Consider the following 20781-nt stretch of genomic DNA (forward strand, 5'->3'; position numbering starts at 1 on the left):
TAATTGACAGAGTATGTCAACCTCAGCTCGTTTGCAGATACCCTTTTTACCTCGCTGAAGTAGACATTGCAAGTGAACAAAAGTTCATTACTCAGCATTTTTTTCGTCACTTTTTTTAGTTTAATCGACTGATTATTATGAAGGTTCAATCGACCGTAAATGCTGGCGTACAGACAAATACGAACCTAACCAACCTAAAAATGAGGCAAGTCCAACCAATTGCAGCAGTTCAATAAAAGTGAGTGATTTCATTTCAAGCTGACTACCATACAAGCCTAAAAGTTCGGCAAGGGCGGAATCGAGATACCACACTAATAAGTTGATGATAAGCCAAGCCAATATGCCGCCAATGACTCCGTACCAAATCCCTGTGTAGAGAAATGGGCGCTGGATAAAAGCTTCAGTTGCTCCGACTAGCTTCATCACTTCAATTTCGCTGCGCCGATTCATAATCGCTAAGCGAATCGTATTACCTATCACTAAGACCACGGCCAGCACGAGTAACGCGGCAATCGCCATCACAGTACGTTCGAGTAGACGCACTACCGCCTGTAACCGTTCTAACCATTCGATATCTAAACGGCCAAAGCTAATCTCAGGCTCGCGCTCTAGTTTAGTTAAGAGTTCACGGGCGCCCACTGGTGTTGAGTAACGCGGCGTAGGCGTAACGGTAATGACCGCGGGCAAAGGATTTTTATCTAAATAGGCCAAGGCCTCACCAAACCCAGATAAGCGTTGAAATTCTTCTAGCGCTTGATTTTTATCAATATATTGCACTTTATCCACTTCGGGATATGTCCGAATGCGCGTCAGCAGACTCTGAATCGTTTGTTCACTACGATTATCGTCGATAAACAAGGAGATCTCTGCCGCGCTGTTCCAGGAACTGGTAATGGTCTCGGCATTTTTAACTAACACTTGCAATGCTGCAGGCAAACTTAGGCTCACACCTAAGACAGCCATGGTCATCACAGAGGATATTGGGTTGCGCCAGAGCTCTCCCATGCTCGCCATTGCTTGCTGCGCATGGCGAATAAAAAACATCACAATCCGACCAGACAGAGGCAGCTTGCTGCGAGTTAATTTTGCGCTATCGCTCATTGCCCTTCACCTCTATTCGTCGGTGCACTGCGAGTGTGCACATTAGGATGCAACTCTTGTGCACCTAACATACGGCCCTGTTTGAGGGTAAAAGTGCGATATTTCATTCGTGCGATAAGACCTAAATCATGGGTGGCGATTAATACGCTGGTTCCCGCATCATTAAAGGTTTCAAACAGACGCAAAATATCCATAGATAATTTAGGATCTAAGTTACCCGTAGGCTCATCGGCGAGCAGTAAGGGCGGCTTGTTCACTATCGCACGGGCAATGCCAACACGTTGCTGCTCACCGCCGGACAACATAATCGGGTTATGCCGCTCCTTGCCATATAAACCCACCATGTCGAGGGCACCCGCAACACGCTTACGGATTTCACCGTGTGAGAATCCCTCAATCACCAGTGGTAAAGCCACATTGTCGAACACACTTCGGTCCATCAATAGATGATGGTTCTGGAAAATCATCCCGATATTGCGGCGCAAATAAGGTACATGTTTAGGGCTGACTTTGGCGATATCGTGACCGTTAATCGCGACGCGCCCCGTTGTTGCCCGCTCGATTACCGTGATTAATTTCAACAGCGTACTTTTACCCGCCCCCGAGTGGCCGGTTAAAAATGCCATTTCACCTTGCTGTAGATGAAAATTCACATCCTCCAGCGCCATTTGGCCGCCAGGATAAATCTTACTGACCTGCTGAAAATCAATCATAAATTAGCTATCCGCTTTTTCTTGAGTGAACAAGGCATCGATAAATTCTTTCGAATTGAAGGTACGCAAATCGTCAATTTGCTCACCCACACCTATGTAACGGATCGGAATATTAAACTTATCAGCAATCGCAAAGACCACGCCGCCCTTAGCCGTTCCATCTAACTTACTGATGGTAATACCCGTTACACCTACGGCTTCCTGGAATAATTGTGCTTGGCTAATCGCGTTTTGCCCTGTGCTCGCATCTAATGTCAGCATGACCTCATGTGGCGTATCTGGGTCGAGTTTCTTCATCACTCGCACGACTTTCTTCAATTCTTCCATCAAGTGCGCTTTATTCTGTAAACGACCAGCAGTGTCGGCAATTAATACATCCACTTTACGCGCCTTGGCCGCTTGTAAAGCATCGAACAACACAGAGGCACTATCAGCACCTGTATGCTGGGCAATCACTGTAATATCATTACGTTGACCCCAAACCTGTAGCTGCTCAACCGCTGCAGCACGGAAGGTATCACCCGCGGCTAACATGACTGACTTACCTTGGCTCTGATATTGTTTGGCCAATTTACCAATAGTGGTAGTTTTACCCACGCCATTAACGCCAACCATTAAGATAACAAATGGGCCATTAGCATTGTCTGGTACTAACGGGATAGCGACGGGATCGAGTGTTTTTTGCAACTCATCCCGCAGCAATTCATATAAAGCTTCGGCATCTTTAAGCTGCTTACGTGAGGCATGCTCTGTCAAATTCTTGATTAATCGCGTAGTGGTTTCGACACCAACGTCGGCGATTAATAATTGTTCTTCGAGTTCTTCAAACAGATCGTCATCGATTTTCTTGCCGCGAAATAGGCCGATAAAACCACTGCCAATATTCTCGCTGGTACGCATTAAGCCACGTTTCAGGCGAGCAAAGAGCCCTTCCTTAACGGGTCTAGCCTGCGGCTCAGGTTGCAATTCAGCAACTGCTACAACAGCTTGCTCAGTTTCAGCTTGTTGCTGGACTAAAGCCTCTGCTTGCTCACGTACTAGTGCTTCGCCAGCGAGTTGTTCTGCCGCTAAGGCTTCAGCGGCATTCTGTTCGGCGGCCAAGCGGGCAAGTTCCGCTGCGAGTAATTCTGCTTCTAACTGAGCGGCAACTACACGCGCCGCCTCTGCTTGAGCTAATTGCTCTGCGGCGGCTTGCTCAACCGCTAACTGCTGTGCTGCCAATTGTTCTGCGATGCGTTGTTCTGCTTCTAACTGTGCTTCGGCTAACTTCTCTGCAGCATGCTTTTCTGCACTAAGTTGTTCTGCAGCCAAACGTGTCGCTTCAGCTTGCTGATTAGCAAAATGCAACGATTCAATTCGGGCATGCTCAAGGGCGAATTGCTCGGCTTCGGCTTTTGCCTGTGTTTGTTCGGCCGCTAACTGTTCTGCTGCCTGTTTTTCAGCATGAGCTTCGGCCTCGATGACCCCTTGTGTCTCTACTTGTTCCTGCGCGACACGCTGTGCTGCATCACTATCTTGTGTTGGAGTAACAACTGGCGTTTCAGCGACGACCTCATCTTGTGACTTATCTTTACGAAACCAAGAGAAAAAACCTTTCTTTGCCATGTGTGATTCCAGCGCTCTACTTCAGTATTGAATTTTGAATAAGACCCTGATGTTATACCAGATTGCCTCGGCAATTACGCCCAAAAAGTCGGCAATTAGCTAAGCTCAGTTAGCCTTCTCACCTTTTAGTGAGACTTTGATATAAAATAGCGGCCTTTATTAAGGTGGCACAGTCTACCACTTTCTTTCTTCAGGCAAAATCACGGGGGCACTTTGGTTAATCATCGAACGGTCAAAAATAATGTGACCAAGGGTCAAACAGCCAAAAATAAACCCGGCAGTGGACAAGTGCGGATCATCGCAGGCCAATGGCGCTCGCGTCGTCTACCTATCCAAGATCTCGAAGGTTTACGCCCAACGACAGACAGGGTTCGCGAAACACTCTTTAACTGGCTGGCGAATGATTTAGTCAATGCACGTGTACTCGACTGTTTTGGCGGTAGCGGCGCTTTAGCTCTCGAAGCCTTGTCCCGCTATGCCAGTTTCGCCAAAATTATCGAGTTGCAACGCGGCGCAGCCCTGCAATTAAAAGAAAATCTGCAAACCCTTAAATGCGATAAGGCCGAAGTGCTCAATGCTGATACGTTAGTGGTACTGCAAAGGGGCTGCGAGCAAGGTTTCGATGTGGTGTTTATCGATCCACCCTTTCGTAAGGGATTGGCAGAAAAGACGATTCAACTGCTCGATACTCAAGGTTGGCTCAATGATGGTGCGCTGATTTATGTCGAAATCGAGTCTGAATTGACGCAACTTGCTATCCCTTCTCGCTGGCACGCCTTAAAAGAAAAGAATGCAGGGCAAGTGAGCTACCGTTTATATCAATATCACTCAGAAACCACTGTTGAGCACATCGAAGATGAAAACCATGCCCTTATTAATTAACTTAGGTAAAGCCATCACTCTGATTGCATGGTTGATGATGGCCTACAACTTAGTCATCCCCTTTGAAGGCAATGTGGCGATTACTTTAAATATCCTGTTTGCCATTACCTGCATGATGCATTGTTTCCAAGTCGCTATCTTTCACATGCTGTTTAAGACCTTGCTACCATTAACGCAACAAGATTATCTACAAGTGTTTATCTTCGGAATTTTCAGCCTGTTAGCTTATCGGCAACGGGTGATGACTCAAGCGAATTAACCAAGCACACAGACAGCAAAAAGCCCTCTATTGAGGGCTTTTTAATGGTTATCAATTAAGAAACTGAACGCTAAACCTTATCCTTTTGGATATGGGTGTGCTACGCCTTTATGGCAGTCAACACAGGTCTTTCTCGCGTCAGGTTCTTTCTTTAAGTTATTTGAGTGCATTCTTACAGCCATTTTACTCATAGTTTCTGGCTGATTCTCATAAATACGAGTGTGGCAATGCTGACAGTTAGCAGAATCGTTCGCACGGAAATAATTCAGCGCTTTATCCGCTTGTTCTTTACGATTTTCATCTAACCAAGCTTGAGTGTTAAAGCCATCAATTGTCATGAAACCATATAAATCTTTAGATACGATGATTTTTTTGATCAAATAATCGACTGGACCATGGGGTAAGTGACAGTCTTGACACTGAACCGTAATCCCCGCTTTGCCGCCGCCATGAGCAGAAGCCAACACTTCATCCTTCAGCGAATGATTGCTATGGCAAGACATACAGAACTCATCTGTACTGGTCGCGTGTAATGTTTGTTGAGTGGTAAAGTATCCCACAACACCCACTACAATACCGACGACCAGTAGCGCCAGGATTGAATATTTCGCGCTAGGTTTAAATAGTGCACGCCAGTTCATCACTCTATCTCCAAAATTGTCAAAATTAGTTTTTATAAGACTAGTTTATGCTCTTTCATTTATTAGAAATTTGATTTTAAGCCGAAATTTGCTGATTAAATTAACCTTAAAAGCGCAAAATGAGACTTAGCTCTAACTATTTGGACGTCATTTGGTAAAAACCGCTAGCTGAACTGTGATGCACTTTAACTAAAGCTAATGCAATCACCCGATAATCGCAAGTTACCGATTTTTTTTATAGTTAGGCTCCCCCTTGATAATCTAGAACTAGAAATTTATTTTCTAGAAAACAGAAATGTGATCGCGCCAATGTTTATTGCACCTTGAGAGTGAAGCAGAAATAAATGGTAAAACGCAGGTAAGCCGAATAATACTGTTCGAAATGAAACTTTCTACGATCAATTTGAGTCTCTTAGAATACGCAGTCATATTCATGATAAGCCCGTTGAAGACAAAACTTCGAGTCAGAAATTCTATTTGCTAATTTAGATTAATTAGATATTTGAATTGAGGCGTTAACTGAAGTGTGAGTTAAATCATTACAGCTAAACATTGCTATGCTAGAATCGAGCCGTTCATCATTTGGAAGACTTATGCATCACACACTCGGTCGTTATTTTTTAGTCATATTCACTCTACTCGCACTCGTCGGGCAAAGTGTCGTGTCTAATGGTCACGCCATGGTGCCACACACTATGGATATGAGTGCGATGAATCATGAGGTTTCCTCCCAAATGCACCACGCTACAATGATGCAGATGGACACAGAGAACAGTTCTGACTCACATTCAATGGCCAACGCGGATTGCTGCAACGATAAAATGCTTCCCGGCGCGAAACAGCATTGCTGTGATGGCACCACATCATGTTCAAATGATTGTGGTCATTGTTTGACGATTTCAGTCGCTGGCACTCTATTCAGCCCACACCTCTGGCCAAGTGTGAGCATGAGCGATACTGCAATGGCCACTCCTATGCCTCATTTCCACTCTATCTCTTTGTCTTCGGCCTTTAAACCACCGATAGCCTAGCTCTACTTTGTGCTTATTGGGCAAATAAACCCTTAAAAAAGCCAAACGACCAAGCTAAAACGACAATGCTGTTAGCCCTAAGCTAACGCCCTATTTAGCCGTTTATTGTGGTGCCTTATCATTAAATCGTGCACCCGAGTCTAGCAGAACGTTGATTACTGAGCCGAATGCCAAATTGTGGCATCAATACGTCTATCGAAGCGAACCGCTTTGATCCACTGTGCTCACTGACGTTTATGCGCTCGTATTCGGCCGTTAATCCGATGGAGTGAATAATATGAAAACACTAACTAATCTCGCCTTAATCGCATTCTTGCTGACCAGCACAAACGTGTTTGCGACGGCCGCGCCGCACGCACATCAACACGACAATGCCAATCCACAGGAACAAACCCATACCCATGTTTGCCCTATGCACCCTGAAGTGACTGGCAGCAAAGAGGATACTTGCCCTCAATGTGGTATGAACTTAGAGCCAAAGGCGGTAGAAGCAAAACCAGCTGAAGGTGCGGCAAAAAACGCCCACAAACACCACTAAGCTAGGCTGGAGATGAGGCATATGAATTCATTTAAAACCGTAAAAAAGCAGACCCCTAAAGCCGTACTGATCTTGAGTAGCTTACTCTTAGGTACGCCTTGGTTGAGCCATGCCCAACTGGCGAGCACACAACAGCCCGTGGCGACCGAAGCTGCAGTAAATTCTGCAACAGCGCCTAAAAATAATCCGTTAAATCAAGTAAAAACCTACACTTGCCCTATGCATCCCGAAGTGCTCAGCCATGAGCCCGGTCGCTGCCCTAAGTGCAATATGTTTTTAGTTGAAAAGGAAGGTACCGATACCAATTCAGCAGATCCACATGCTGAACATCAACATACAGATCACTTAGCGACAGAACATGCGCACACCTCGACCACGAAAGCGGCAAGCCAAGTGTTCGACACACCAACCCCTAAGGCTAACAATCTTGTTAAAAAAACCAGCGAAGAAACAACAACTAAATACATTTGCCCTATGCATGCCCACATCATCAGCGATGTACCCGGTACATGCCCTATCTGTGGTATGAACTTAGAAAAAGTCGAAACGGGCGGCAATACCCAAGAAATCAATATCAATGTTTCCGGCAGCATGCAGCAAGCACTAGCCATAAAAGTCGCTAAAGTTGAGCGCGATACGCTATGGAAATTTGTCGAGACCGTTGGACAAGTGGATTACGATGAAAGCCAAATAACGCATATCCATGCGCGAGTAACGGGTTGGGTTGAAAAACTGATGGTTAAGTCCATGGGAGACACAGTCAAAAAAGGGCAGCTACTCTATGAAATCTATTCACCGGATTTAGTCAATGCTCAGGATGATTATCTGCTTGCCTTAGATACCGCCAAAACAGCAGGCAATCAGAGATATCAGGATCTTGTTCGTAGAGCAGGCTTAAGACTGTCATTTTTAGGATTTACCGAGCAACAAATCAAGCAATTAGCCGACTCGCGCCAAACCCAATATCGGGTACCCTTTTATGCACAACAGGATGGTGTAGTCGAAACACTGTCTATCCGCGATGGTATGTATATTGAGCCATCCACCGAAGTAATGTCGTTAGTCGATCTCTCTAAGGTATGGGTCATAGCCGATGTGTTTGAAAATGAACAAAGCTGGATAGTCAAAGGCCAACAGGCTGAAGTGGCTGTGCCCGCCATGAACTTAAGCGGGATAAAAGGCACTATAGATTATATCTATCCGGAACTTGATCCTGTCACGCGTAGCTTGCGAGTGCGTGTTGTGCTCAATAACACCCATGTTTCCCTTAGACCTAAAACCCTCGCCAAGGTCTCGCTTTTTGGCGGCCCCAATAAAGACACGCTAGTAATCCCACAGGAAGCCTTAATCCAAACGGGTAAAGAGAATCGCGTGATAGTCAAACAAGACGACAATAGTTTTGCCGCTAAAGTCGTGACCGTCGGCATGATGAGTCAAGGTAAGGCAGAAATTGTCTCGGGCTTAACCGAAGGCGAGCGCGTGGTGATCTCAGGGCAATTTTTACTCGACTCTGAAGCCAGTCTCAAGGGCAGCTTAATGCGTTTAAGCAGCGGTCATCAGCACTAGGAGCGCGTTATGTTGAAATATATTATTGAGGCGTCCATCAGGCAGCGATTGATGGTGTTGATCATTGCCATCATGATCACTGTCTGGGGCGTACAGGAGCTGCGCAAAACGCCGCTTGATGCACTGCCCGATCTGTCGGATGTGCAAGTGATTATTAAAACTTCCTACCCAGGGCAAGCGCCTAAATTGGTAGAAGAACAAGTCACTTACCCTTTATCTACCGCCATGTTAGCTGTACCCGGCGCCAAAACGGTACGCGGCTATTCCATGTTCGGCGATTCTTATGTCTATGTGATTTTTGAAGATGGCACAGATATCTACTGGGCGCGCTCACGGGTATTAGAATACTTAAGTCAGATCAGTAGCCGATTGCCACAGGGCGTACAACCGTCCCTTGGCCCCGATGCCTCAGGTGTGGGTTGGGTATATGAATATGCGCTGGTCGATCGCTCCGGCAGTTTAGATTTATCACAACTCAAAAGCCTGCAGGACTGGTATCTTAAATTAGAGCTACAAAGCGTGGCTGGCGTGTCTGAAGTCGCCACCGTCGGTGGTATGGAGCAGACCTACCAGATCGTACTCGAACCCGACAAAATGGCGATCTATAAACTGGATATAGCCAGCATTAAAGATGCGATAGAAAAATCTAATAGCGAAGCGGGTGGCTCGGTCATCGAAATGGCTGAAGCCGAGTATATGGTGCGCGCCAAAGGCTATCGTCAAACCCTTGAGGATTTCCGCGAAATTCCCCTTGGTATCACCAGCCCTTCTGGTACAGGTTTATTACTGAAAGATGTTGCTACCGTGCGCAAAGGCCCTGCCTCACGCCGCGGTATAGCCGAACTTGACGGCGAAGGTGAAGTCGTAGGCGGCATTATTGTGATGCGTTACGGCGAAAATGCTTTATCCACGATTGATGCCGTAAAAGCTAAGCTTGAAGAACTGAAAGCAGGTTTACCCGATGGGGTTGAAATCATCCCCACCTACGACAGATCGCAACTCATTCTAAAATCCGTTGATAACCTGTTCAGCAAGGTCGTCGAAGAAATGTTAGTCGTAGGGCTGGTCTGCCTGCTGTTTTTACTGCATGCACGCTCAACCTTAGTCGCCATCATTACCCTGCCGCTTTCAATCCTGATTGCCTTTATCGTAATGAATAAGATGGGGGTGAATGCCAACATTATGAGTCTTGGGGGTATCGCGATTGCCATTGGCGCGGTGGTGGACGGCGCAATTGTGATGATTGAAAACCTGCACAAACATTTGGAGCAGTTTCACACAGAACACAACCGAGAACCCGATACCAAAGAACACTGGCGGATCGTCACCGAAGCGTCGATTGAAGTCGGCCCTGCGTTATTTTTCTCATTGATTATTATCACCTTAAGCTTTGTGCCTGTGTTTGCACTCGAAGCGCAGGAAGGCCGTTTATTTGCACCGCTGGCCTATACCAAATCCTTTGCTATGGCCGCTTCCGCATTATTAGCAATCACATTAGTGCCAGTCTTAATGGGCTATTTTATTCGGGGCAAAATTCCGAGTGAGCATAAAAATCCCATCAGTCGCGTGCTGATCGCTTTATATAAGCCATCGCTTAATCTGGTACTTAGGTTTCCTAAAATCACCTTAGCATTAGCGTTGATTGCCTTAGTCAGCGCTTGGTATCCGATGACGCGCATGGGCAGTGAGTTTATGCCCGAGTTAGAAGAAGGCGATTTACTCTATATGCCAACCGCGTTACCGGGACTCAGTGCGGGCAAAGCCGCGGAAGTGTTACAGCAAACCGATCGTTTGATCAAAACCGTCCCCGAAGTCGCCCGCGTATTTGGCAAAGTGGGCCGCGCCGAGACTGCGACCGATCCCGCGCCGTTAACTATGCTCGAAACCACCATCATGCTTAAACCCCATGAAGAATGGCGCGAGGGCATGACCTTAGATGGCATCATCGCTCAACTGCAACAAACGGTGAAAGTGCCTGGTATCACCAATGCTTGGGTGCAACCCATCAAAACCCGTATCGATATGCTCTCCACTGGGATAAAAACCCCCGTTGGCATTAAGATCACCGGAGCCGATGTGAATGAGCTGCAAAGTCTAGGGGCGGAAATAGAGGCCATCCTCAGTAGAGTGCCACACACTAAGTCGGCCTATGCCGAGCGCAGTGGCGGCGGGCGTTATATCGATATCACCCCCAAACTCGATGTGGCCGCACGTTACGGTATGTCATTGCAGGATATTCAAGATGTAGTGCGTTACGCCATTGGCGGTATGGATATTGGTGAATCGGTACAAGGGGCTGAGCGTTATCCCATCAACCTACGTTATCCCCGTGAGCTACGCGATAATATTGAGAAGCTACGCGAACTCCCTGTGATCACTAAATCGGGAAATTACCTGCCACTGCGAAATTTAGCGGATATCGAAATCACCGATGGCGCACCTATGCTCACCAGTGAAAATGGTCGCTTAATCTCTTGGGTGTTTATCGATATTGAAGGCACGTCTATCGGCGAATACATTACTACCGCAAAGCAAGCATTAACTACCGAACTTAAAGTGCCCCCGCGCTACAGCTATACCTTCGCAGGCCAGTATGAATATATGCAACGGGTAGATGCAAAACTGAAGCAAGTGATCCCTATGGCCTTAGGTGTGATATTCATCCTGTTGATGATGACATTTGGCTCTACTTTGCAGGCGAGTATTATCATGCTCAGCCTCCCATTCGCGCTGGTCGGCAGCACTTGGCTATTGTATCTACTGGATTACAACATCTCAGTCGCCGTCGCAGTCGGTATGATTGCTTTGGCGGGCGTTGCCGCGGAGTTTGGGGTAATCATGCTGATTTACCTTAATAATGCCATTAAGCACAGGCAAGAGAAGAATAACTACCATACAGTTACCGATCTCAAAGAAGCTTTAATTGAAGGTGCTGTTATGCGTATTCGCCCCAAAGCCATGACAGTAGCAACCATCTTCTTCGGCCTACTCCCCATTATGTGGGGTGCAGGATCGGGTAACGATGTGATGCAGAAAATTGCCGCACCTATGGTCGGCGGCATGGTTACGGCCCCATTACTGTCACTGTTTGTACTACCCGCGCTTTATCTACTGATTTATTCGCGTAAATTAAAGAAAGACGCGGCGTAATTGAGTGTACGGCGCTAGAACACCGATAAAAATCCCCTCAAACCATTAAAGTTTGAGGGGATTTTTTCATTCAATCAGATTAAAAAATCTAATTTTGCAACAGTGCCATACACCACTCTGGGTAAAATAAGCCTCTAAGTTTATAGCGCTTATGTGTACCATTGACTCAGTGCCACACAGAATTGACTCAATTCACTGCCGCAGGAAGGATCCCATCACATGACCAAGTCATTTTGTTTAACCATCAGCCGGATATGGCCGCAAGTACTTTCCCTTAAAACCCCATCACGTGCGTTACTTGCTGCATTCGGTTTATGCTCTGCGCTCATCATTACAGCACCCGCCTTTGCCGCACCCGCAACTGGTGAATTCGTTGCCGACAAACGCTGTGAGCTATTTCAATCGAAAAATAAGCAGACGAACCCAGACCAATGGCAGAGCAATATTGGTGAGCGCTACCCTGTACTTGAAATCCTCGGCAATAGCGCTAAACCTGATTGGCTTAGAGTGCGCACCAATGCGGTGAAGTCTCCCATGCGTTGGATCAGCGGCGATTGTGGTCAATATCTATCTAATGTTGCTGGCAGTAATTTATCAACACCTGCAACGGCGGCGGAACCGGCGCAAACAACCACGGCATCGGACATCAAAGCAAAAAGCCGAGATAGCCTTAAAGAGCATGGTACCCCAGAGAAACGCCAAGGGAATCAATGTCAAATCGGTGGCGAATTCGATGCTAACGTGCTCGCATTAAGCTGGCAAAGCACCTTTTGTGAACTCTATGGCCGCCGTAAAGCCGAATGCCGCGCCCTCAGCCAAACGCCAGAATCGAGCCAATGGCAACACTTCAGCCTGCACGGACTGTGGCCGAATAAACAACAATGCGGCACGCGATATGGCTATTGCAGCACAGTCAAACTGCAACCGAATGATTTCTGTACTTATCCGGAGTTTGAACTGAATCCATCGGTGCGCAAAAATTTAGAAGAAGTCATGCCAAGCGCCCAATATGGCACCTGTTTAGAACGCCACGAATGGTGGAAACACGGCACTTGCCGTAGCCAAGACCCTAACGAGTACTTTTTATTGGCAACCCAGCTGACCCAAGCGGTCAATGCCTCGGCATGGGTACAAAAATTTATTCATGACAACATAGGTAAGAGTGTCAGTAAAAGTGAGTTAAACCAAAGTTTTGATGGCAGCTTCGGTCAAGGCGCTCACACTAAAATGAGTCTAGAATGTGGCAAGGGATTACTAAGTGAAATCCGCATTAACTTGCCCGAAGTCATTAAAACTTCTGACTCCTTACCTAGCCTACTCGCCAAAGCCAATAAGGCCTCAAAAGGCTCCTGCCCTGAAACAATCATGATTGATAACGCTAATTAAACAAATGGTTAGACAAATAAAAACGGCGATTTAGCATCGCCGTTTTTAACCTTAATGACAGCACTTAATATGGCAATCACATCTGATTAAGCTTGATCACCGCAAAGGTAGCGCCTTGGGCGTCAGCAATGACAGAAAATCGTCCCACATCAGGGATATCACTAGGCGGAATGCACACTTGCGCGCCTAAGCTTTGGGCTTTCTCAGCAAACGCATCGCAATCCGCCACCACAAAATAGAGCAACCAGTGGGGAGAAATATCGCCCCATTCAGGCATTATCGTCATCATGCCGCCGATGGATTGACCATCAAGCTGCCATTCTGAGTATTCAATGTCAGGCATGTCACTTGGTATGTTGGTCCAAGGGAAGATTTTGCAGTAAAAGGCTTCTTCAGTACGCGGCTCTTTGCAAGCCAGCTCAACCCAGCAAAGGGTATTGAGTTCACCCTGACGGCGAGCACCTATGTGGTTCTTCGCTTGCCATAAAGCAAAGCGTGCGCCTTCAGGATCGCTGACCTGCGCCATCACGCCCGCATCACCCACAATATGCGGCCCCATGTGCACTTGGCCGCCCGCCGCTTGAATCGCTGCAATGCTGGCATCGATATCATCGACGGCAAAGTAGATACGCCAGTGGCTGGGGATATGTGCTTCTGACTCAGGGATTTGATACATGGCGCCTAAGTCATCTCCCGCTAAATTAAATAGCGAAAAGTGACCTTCAGGGATGGGCATTTCAACCGAGTTCCAACCAAATAACGCTTGGTAAAATGCTGTTGCTCCCTGCCAATCATGGCTTGCAAGTTCAACCCAACATGCATGTCCTTGTGCGTACTGAGTCATTTTCATTATCGGCTCCTTTGTCTTAACAATCATTCGAGTTAAGCCTGAGTTTGTATTTCTGTCCAGTATTCAGGTTAAAAAGATCTGCAAGACAAAACTCAACCACTAAAGACAAAAAAGCCCTCACATAGAGGGCTTAAATCATCACAACAAATTAGGAATATTGCGGCAGTAAATTTGCCATCGCGAGCAGATGACATGCACCTGTGACTATGCCAAATAACACCACAAGAATAATCAGCGGTGTACCGCCTATCACTCTAAAACCTGTGCTATCGGGGAACAACTGCCGCGATTTATAAGCCATCAGCGCCGGGACAATTACCGCCCACACAGTTGCCGCTAATGCCGCAAAGCCAATCGCTACTAAGAAGCCATCGGGGAACAATAATCCTAAAATCGTCGGCGGCACAAAGGTCACTAACGCGGTTTTCATTCGGCCAGAGCGTGAATCATCAAAACCAAACAAATCGGCGAGATAATCGAACAGACCTAAGGTCACCCCTAAGAAAGATGAAGCCACGGCTAAGTTAGCAAACAGGGTCAACATACTGTTTAACCAGCTACTCGCCATCACCTCAGACAAAGCGCCCACCAACACACCCATATTGCCGCCTTGGGCAATAATGTCGATAAACTGGCTGCGGGGAATATTGCCCATAGTCGCCACTAACCAACAGGCATAAATCACCAGCGCGATAAAGGTGCCGACGAAAATCGCCTTGATAATGGTGGAGGAATCTTTGCCGTAATACTTCACTAAGCTGGGAACGTTACCATGGTAGCCGAAGCTGGCGAGACCAAAGGGCAGCGCCGCCCACAGATAAGGTGAAAAACGGTTATTACCATCGGGTTCGAGCAACTTAGTCACATCAATTTCGATCAATAAATTGCCGATCGCGAGGAAGAAGGTAATGATCATACCGCCGAGCATAATCGTGGTAATCCGATCCACGGCTTTAGTACTGATCAATACTATACTCGCCAATACTATGGCAAACACCAGCCCTGCCACGCTTTGCGGTAACTCAATTCCCATGCCCTGCAAGCTGTGATTCACAATCGAACCACCGCCGCTGATATAGGCATAAGTCAAAATATACAACACGAAAGCGATAGAAACGCCGTTCACTATCCGCCAAAACTGCCCAAGAGTTTGCTTGCTTAAGGTATCGAAGCTAGCACCGGGTTCGAAATGTAAATTGGTTTCGAGCAACAATAAGCCCGACATCAACATGCAAAACCAAATACCCAATAACATTAAAATCGAATAGCCAAACCACATACCTGCACCGACCACGGGCAGAGAAAACATTCCAGCACCTACGGTAGTGCCAGCAATAATCATGGCACCACCAAGCAAGGACTTACCTGCGGGCTTATGCTTAGCCGCATTCATATGATTTGCCATTAAACTGTGTGCTCCGCGGTGACACTCGCCACTATCGTTTGTCTCACTGACGGACGTAATAAGCTATTGGCCTGATCTCGTATGCGATTGATATTGGACTTATCTTCACTATCCGCCAGATATCCCAATTCTTTGAGCTTAACGCTCAAGGTGCCGTAAAGTTTTTTATCATAGAACTCAGGCGCGGTAATGCCATGTAAAGCCCCTAAACGCTGGGCGAGTAAATGGCTCTCAGACTCAAGTTCTGAGCGCTCCATTTTAGGTCTGTTCGCTAACAGATTGAAAATAATAGCGTAGCGTTGCAGAGTTTCACTCACTGAACTGGCTAACAACAATAATTGGCTTGAGTGCTCAGGCACGACAGTTAAGGTATCAGTCTCAACCACTAAATCTTGCCCAATCAGGAAATCCAGCACTTGCTCAACATAGGCTGGTAAGTCTTTAATTCCCATGAAGAGTTCGGCTTTTAGCAGTGGATAAAAATCGGCAACGATTGAAACCACTTGCTGGCGCAGGATCTGTTCATTATGGGTTAAACAACTCGCAATTAATGAAGGAACAATAAATAAGTGAATGATATTGTTACGATAGTAAGTCATAGACACAGCCTGACTCGCTTCAATAGACACTATTTCCCCTAAAGGATCGGCACTAACAACAAACTTGTTCAGCTCTAAACCTTGCTGCACTAAATGCTTACCATCACCTTCGGCAACAGATGTATAAGAAGTGTAAGGCACTTTTTTGAGTAGGGTCAGATACAAATCAAGCTGACGCTCCAGCAGACTACGTTCTAAGGCGTTTTGATCTGTCGCCAGTAAAACTAAGCTAGTCAAAGTCACAGAACTCGCGGCTGCGGCATCATTGATACGCGTCATCACCCGATTAGCCAGCACGTTTACCGCTGGCGTTAACCAACTTGGTTTCTGCTCGGGATCATCGGCCAACTCAGCACGCCAGTTTGGCGCACGCTCATTTAAGAAATTTTGCAGGGTAATAGGCTCGCCAAAATTCACATAACCTTGGCCAAAATTACCTAATTTGCGAATGGCACCGAACACCTGCCACACAGATTCTTTTTTCTTTTTCTTACCGCTTAACTCTTTATGGTAAGTCGCCACTTCCATCACATGGTCATAGCCTAAATACACAGGCACAAGTGTGACAGGACGTTCAATACCGCGCAGTACGCTGTTCATCGTCATGGCGATCATGCCAGTTTTCGGCGCCAACAGACGGCCAGTACGTGAACGGCCACCTTCGGAGAAGTATTCCACTGAATAACCTTTAGCAAACAGCTGATCTAAATACTCACGAAATACTGCGGTGTACAGCTTGTTACCATTAAAACTACGGCGGATGAAGAAGGCACCACCGCGACGGAACATAGGTCCCGCGGGCCAGAAATTGAGGTTAATGCCAGCAGCAATGTGCGGCGGAACCATGCCTTGATAATACAAAATATACGATAACAGTAGGTAATCCATGTGGCTACGATGGCAAGGCACATAAACAATTTCGTGGCCGTCGTGGTGCAGCTGGCGAACTTGCTCGGCACCTTTAATGTTGATCCCGCTGTAAAGCTTGTTCCACAGCCAAGTTAAGAAACGCTCAGCAATACGCACTAAACTATCTGAGTAATCGGCAGCGATTTCATCGAGATACTCAATAGCCGTCTCGCGCGCTTGGGTCTCAGAAATCTTTTTACTGGCGGCTTCTTCTTGAATCGCTTTGCGCAGCGACTCAGATTTGAGCAACGAATGAAACAGTGCTTGGCGGTTTGGCAGCACAGGCCCTGTCATTACCTTACGTTGACGACGGAAATGCACGCGCGCAACCCGTGCTAACTTATGGGCAATCCCCATGTCGGTGCCATGTTCGTCAGCCATGTAACGCAGGGATACGGCATTCGAAAACTGCACGAAGTTATGTCGACCTAAGAACAGAATCATCAAGCACTTGCGTAGCCAAGTCGGGTTTTCCCGCTCAAATACGGCCGCCTTCATAGTGTCGTCTTCTTTCCCTCGGCGTTCGACCCCAATACAAGCTCACGGGCACAAGTTGAATATCCAATTCAGGACGTTCCTTATGCACGGCTAACAAACGCATAAAGCATTCGAGGAAAGGCTCATTACCAGCACGTTCGCCAAACAGTGGCTTACGTCCTTGAAGACAGACAACCCGAGGCGCAATCACACCATTAGCCACTAGAGGCTCATAAGGGCTTGGTAAGCCTAACTTAGCCGTTATTTCGCTCAAAGCAGCGATGTCAGTGAGGGATTCTGTTTTCATCACATAAACAAGGGGTCTGGAAGCATCCAGATTCAGATCGGCAAAGGGATCCTGAGGCACCACAATAGTGTGCACTAAGTGTTTTTGGATCCAACGTAATGATTTCAACCAAAGAGAGTCGTGTTTAGGCATTATTCTTATGCAATTAAGTGCGTTTACTAGCCCGATAGAATACCAGACTATGGGCAATATTCGCTAATTCTCTCCAACATAGCTAAAAAGTGGTTAATACTTGCGCTGCAAATAATACTGTATATACTAACAGTAACTGTATAGAAAAACAGGAAACACCATGAGACCTTTGACGCCACGCCAAGCTGAAATTTTAGAGCTAATTAAACGAAATATTGCCGATACTGGCATGCCACCCACTCGGGCAGAAATCGCAACCCGTTTAGGTTTTAAGAGCGCCAATGCGGCTGAAGAACACCTTAAAGCGTTGGCGAAAAAGGGCTGCATTGAGATCATGCCTGGCACATCTCGGGGCATTCGTCTGCCTGCGGAAATCGAAGATTTGACTGAAACAGGTTTACCGCTCATCGGCCAAGTGGCCGCAGGTGAACCTATCCTCGCCCAAGAACATGTTGAACAGTACTACCAAGTCGACCCAAGCATGTTCCATCCCGCCGCCGATTTTTTACTGCGAGTAAAAGGCGACAGCATGAAAAATATCGGCATTCTCGAAGGTGATTTACTGGCAGTTCATAAAGTAGAACAAGCTAGAAATGGTCAAGTGGTTGTCGCTAGAGTCGATGACGATGTCACTGTTAAACGTTTCGAAAAAAAAGGTAATGTGGTCTATCTACATGCCGAAAATGAAGATTACTCCCCGATTAAAGTGGATTTAGGCTTCCAAAGTTTAACAATTGAAGGACTCGCCGTCGGTGTGATCCGTAATGGAGATTGGCTATGAATAAACTACTTGGCAATGCCCCCCGCCATCCGGGCTTGTGGCTCGATGAAGTCCGTGATGCCGACTATGACTGGCACCATGCGCCTATCGCCTGCATGCCAACTAAGACTCAAGGTCGCCAAGAATTAATTCATCTGAGTGCACAACTCGCTCAGTTAAGCCAACAGGGCCGTTGGTTAGTGCTCATCAACCCACCAAGTATTGGCTACAAGCAAACGCTCGCTAACGCGGGTGTGCGTATGGATAGAGTTTTGCTGGTACATGCTAAAGATGAAGTCGAAACCCTGTGGGCGATGGAAAAAGCCCTGACAAGTGGTACGTCCAGTGCAGTCATTACTTGGACTCAATCATTAGATGCGCGGGATAATCGACGCCTACAAATCGTGGCTAAAAGTGCCAGAGCTATGGGCATAGTGCTTGAAGACGTAAACAGTCACTTACATGCAGACGTACGTATTGAGCAAGGCAATCTCTTCGGCCAGCAATCTTTTTTTAGCGCTGTACACTAAATATTCATTTAATTTTTTACCTTGAAAGCCGCCTCACCTATGAATGTGAGGCTTTTTTTTGGCAATTTTTCAGATAATTAGATAAATAAGTGATCTTGATCAATATTTAAACAGCAAGTATGGTTGATTAAGTCGGTGATGATATATCACCCACCGTGGTCAATGAATCGAGTATTTATCGAACTCGAAGCGCCACTAAAAATAGAGAACAGATTTATTTCAGCAGTATGTGCCAGCGTGGCTAATTACCAGCAGTAACAATACTTGATTAAAAGTAACAGCCGCCAACGCACGTTGAAGTCAAAAAAGCTTTTTTGGGAACTGAAGAGTTTGCATAGAGTTGAGACTTACTGTGTTGCTCTTCTTTGTAGTTGCTATTCGCAATTGGCAGAGGAGAAGTCTTGTGAAGCAATTGTTGTATTGTTTACTCGTGGTGCTTTTCGCACCACCGTTGACCGCCGCAGACATGCGGTTCAACATGACCCCTGGCGTGACCGAGATCAGTGGCAAGGTTTATCACTTGCACATGACCATCTTGTATATCTGCTGCGCAATAGGCCTAGTGGTCTTTGGCGTCATGATTTACGCCATGATCAACCACAGAAAATCCAAAGGCGCTGTCGCGTCCCACTTTCACGAAAGCACTAAAGTTGAAATCGCTTGGACGATTCTGCCATTTATCATTTTGATCTTAATGGCGATTCCAGCGACAAAAACTTTAATCGCAATGGAAGATCCCAGCAACGCCGATCTCACCGTAAAAGTCACGGGTTCCCAATGGAAATGGCATTACAGCTATTTCGATCAAGATATTGATTTTTATAGCATACTGACAACACCCAGAGCACAAATCGAAGGCACCGAAACCAAGGGTGAAAACTATCTATTGGAAGTCGATAAACCGCTCGTTCTACCGATAAACCGCAAAATCCGCTTTCTGATGACTTCAGAGGATGTCATCCATTCTTGGTGGGTGCCCGCCTTTGCAATTAAGAAAGATGCCAATCCAGGATTTATCAATGAGGCCTGGACTCGCATCGACAAACCCGGCATTTACCGTGGTCAATGCGCCGAGCTCTGCGGTAAAGACCATGGTTTTATGCCTATCGTAGTACAAGCGTTACCCGAAGCCGAGTTTGAGGCTTGGGTCACAGAGCAGAAACAAGCCGCAGGTGCTGCGGCTGAAGCCGCTCAAGCCGCTTTATCACAAACCCTAAGTAAAGAAGAGTTGATGACTCAAGGTGAACAAGTTTACCTCGGGCACTGCGCAGCCTGCCACCAGCCCAATGGCGAAGGGTTGCAAGGCGTATTTCCGCACCTTAAAGGTAGCCCGATTGCAACGGGACCACTCAGCGGTCACCTTGAAATTGTGCTCAACGGTAAAACGGGTACTGCCATGCAAGCGTTTAGTAAGCAATTGACCGCACAAGAAATCGCGGCAGTGACTACCTACGAGCGTAATGCTTGGGGCAATAATACTGGCGATGCAGTGCAAGCCAAAGACGTCAACGAGTACATGAACGGCAATTCTGCACAAACATCCGCCGCGGTACCAAGCAGTATAACCCCGACACCCGCGCCTGCAACAGACGTCTCAGCTGCAGTCGATCCCGCAAGCCTCCCCACACTCAGCCATGACGCCCTCATGGCCGAAGGTGAAACTGTCTACGCGACCTTCTGTGCTGCCTGCCATCAAGTGACAGGTGCAGGAATACCACCCGCCTTCCCCGCGCTAGTGGGTAGCGCTATCGCCATTGGACCAGTCGCCAATCACATCGATATTGTGATGCACGGTAAAACAGGCACGGCTATGCAGGCATTTGGCAAACAGCTTAGCCCACAACAACTTGCAGCAGTCATTACCTATGAACGCAATGCTTGGGGCAACAATACCGGCGATACAGTGCAACCTGCTGATATCGCAAGTCATGGACAGTAGG

At 46.9% G+C, this 20781-nt stretch carries 16 protein-coding genes and 1 pseudogene; 10 read left to right on the top strand and 7 right to left on the bottom strand.

Annotated features, from left to right (window positions below; all coding sequences use genetic code 11):
• Window positions 1–135 precede the first annotated feature (135 nt).
• From ftsX to ftsY, 3 genes are read right to left on the bottom strand one after another with little or no spacing between them, the layout of a single operon-like run.
• Window positions 136–1101: a permease-like cell division protein FtsX gene (gene ftsX, locus HQQ92_RS21215; protein WP_113940269.1), complete on the bottom strand. Its 966-nt coding sequence runs from the start codon at window positions 1099–1101 to the stop codon at window positions 136–138.
• Window positions 1098–1814, bottom strand: coding sequence for a cell division ATP-binding protein FtsE (ftsE, locus tag HQQ92_RS21220; RefSeq protein WP_105250626.1), 717 nt, complete (start codon window positions 1812–1814; stop codon window positions 1098–1100). The genes ftsX and ftsE overlap by 4 nt, the downstream gene beginning before the upstream one ends.
• 3 nt (window positions 1815–1817) lie before the next feature.
• A complete protein-coding gene (ftsY, locus tag HQQ92_RS21225) occupies window positions 1818–3419 on the bottom strand; it encodes a signal recognition particle-docking protein FtsY (RefSeq protein ID WP_173248196.1) in 1602 nt (533 codons plus the stop codon).
• A 213-nt stretch (window positions 3420–3632) separates the two neighbouring features.
• Between ftsY and rsmD the strand changes: the two genes are divergently transcribed.
• On the top strand, window positions 3633–4301 hold the full coding sequence (rsmD, locus tag HQQ92_RS21230; RefSeq protein WP_173248198.1) for a 16S rRNA (guanine(966)-N(2))-methyltransferase RsmD: 669 nt from the start codon (window positions 3633–3635) through the stop codon (window positions 4299–4301).
• Window positions 4276–4560 carry a DUF1145 domain-containing protein gene (locus HQQ92_RS21235; RefSeq protein ID WP_173248200.1) on the top strand — a complete coding sequence of 95 codons (285 nt, stop codon included), beginning with the start codon at window positions 4276–4278 and terminating at the stop codon, window positions 4558–4560. Before rsmD ends, HQQ92_RS21235 begins: the two co-directional genes overlap by 26 nt.
• 77 nt (window positions 4561–4637) lie before the next feature.
• Here the strand turns inward: HQQ92_RS21235 and HQQ92_RS21240 are convergent, their stop codons facing one another.
• Window positions 4638–5201: a NapC/NirT family cytochrome c gene (locus HQQ92_RS21240; RefSeq protein WP_173248202.1), complete on the bottom strand. Its 564-nt coding sequence runs from the start codon at window positions 5199–5201 to the stop codon at window positions 4638–4640.
• 593 nt (window positions 5202–5794) lie between these two features.
• Here HQQ92_RS21240 and HQQ92_RS21245 point away from each other — a divergent pair.
• The 5 genes from HQQ92_RS21245 to HQQ92_RS21265 all read left to right on the top strand — a co-directional run bounded on the left by HQQ92_RS21245 (window position 5795) and on the right by HQQ92_RS21265 (window position 12872).
• Complete coding sequence (locus HQQ92_RS21245) at window positions 5795–6232, top strand: hypothetical protein (protein WP_168827238.1); 438 nt, start codon at window positions 5795–5797, stop codon at window positions 6230–6232.
• A gap of 277 nt (window positions 6233–6509) precedes the next feature.
• Complete coding sequence (locus HQQ92_RS21250; RefSeq protein ID WP_173248204.1) at window positions 6510–6770, top strand: heavy metal-binding domain-containing protein; 261 nt, start codon at window positions 6510–6512, stop codon at window positions 6768–6770.
• A 21-nt stretch (window positions 6771–6791) separates the two neighbouring features.
• Window positions 6792–8336, top strand: a complete 1545-nt coding sequence (locus HQQ92_RS21255; RefSeq protein ID WP_173248206.1) for an efflux RND transporter periplasmic adaptor subunit — start codon at window positions 6792–6794, stop codon at window positions 8334–8336.
• Between the two features lie 9 nt (window positions 8337–8345).
• On the top strand, window positions 8346–11486 hold the full coding sequence (locus tag HQQ92_RS21260; protein ID WP_173248208.1) for an efflux RND transporter permease subunit: 3141 nt from the start codon (window positions 8346–8348) through the stop codon (window positions 11484–11486).
• Between the two features lie 219 nt (window positions 11487–11705).
• A complete protein-coding gene (locus HQQ92_RS21265; protein ID WP_173248210.1) occupies window positions 11706–12872 on the top strand; it encodes a ribonuclease T2 in 1167 nt (388 codons plus the stop codon).
• Between the two features lie 76 nt (window positions 12873–12948).
• On the opposite strand, the gene HQQ92_RS21270 is transcribed toward HQQ92_RS21265, so the two are convergent.
• From HQQ92_RS21270 to plsB, 3 genes and pseudogenes are all read right to left on the bottom strand, one after another.
• Window positions 12949–13722, bottom strand: coding sequence for a VOC family protein (locus HQQ92_RS21270; protein ID WP_173248212.1), 774 nt, complete (start codon window positions 13720–13722; stop codon window positions 12949–12951).
• 148 nt (window positions 13723–13870) lie between these two features.
• On the bottom strand, window positions 13871–15127 hold the full coding sequence (gene mtr / locus HQQ92_RS21275; RefSeq protein ID WP_131524814.1) for a tryptophan permease: 1257 nt from the start codon (window positions 15125–15127) through the stop codon (window positions 13871–13873).
• Window positions 15127–17551, bottom strand: a pseudogene (gene plsB, locus HQQ92_RS21280) (glycerol-3-phosphate 1-O-acyltransferase PlsB). Before plsB ends, mtr begins: the two are co-directional and overlap by 1 nt.
• 160 nt (window positions 17552–17711) lie before the next feature.
• On the opposite strand from plsB, the gene lexA reads away from it, so the two are divergent.
• The 3 genes from lexA to coxB all read left to right on the top strand — a co-directional run bounded on the left by lexA (window position 17712) and on the right by coxB (window position 20780).
• A complete protein-coding gene (gene lexA / locus HQQ92_RS21285; RefSeq protein ID WP_105250639.1) occupies window positions 17712–18332 on the top strand; it encodes a transcriptional repressor LexA in 621 nt (206 codons plus the stop codon).
• Complete coding sequence (locus HQQ92_RS21290) at window positions 18329–18841, top strand: cell division inhibitor SulA (protein WP_173248214.1); 513 nt, start codon at window positions 18329–18331, stop codon at window positions 18839–18841. The genes lexA and HQQ92_RS21290 overlap by 4 nt, the downstream gene beginning before the upstream one ends.
• Window positions 18842–19244: 403 nt before the next feature.
• A complete protein-coding gene (gene coxB / locus HQQ92_RS21295; RefSeq protein WP_173248216.1) occupies window positions 19245–20780 on the top strand; it encodes a cytochrome c oxidase subunit II in 1536 nt (511 codons plus the stop codon).
• The last annotated feature ends 1 nt before the right edge of the window (window position 20781 follow it).

Source organism: Shewanella sp. DC2-4 (assembly GCF_013248875.1).
In the GTDB taxonomy this organism is placed as follows: Bacteria; Pseudomonadota; Gammaproteobacteria; order Enterobacterales; family Shewanellaceae; genus Shewanella; species Shewanella oncorhynchi.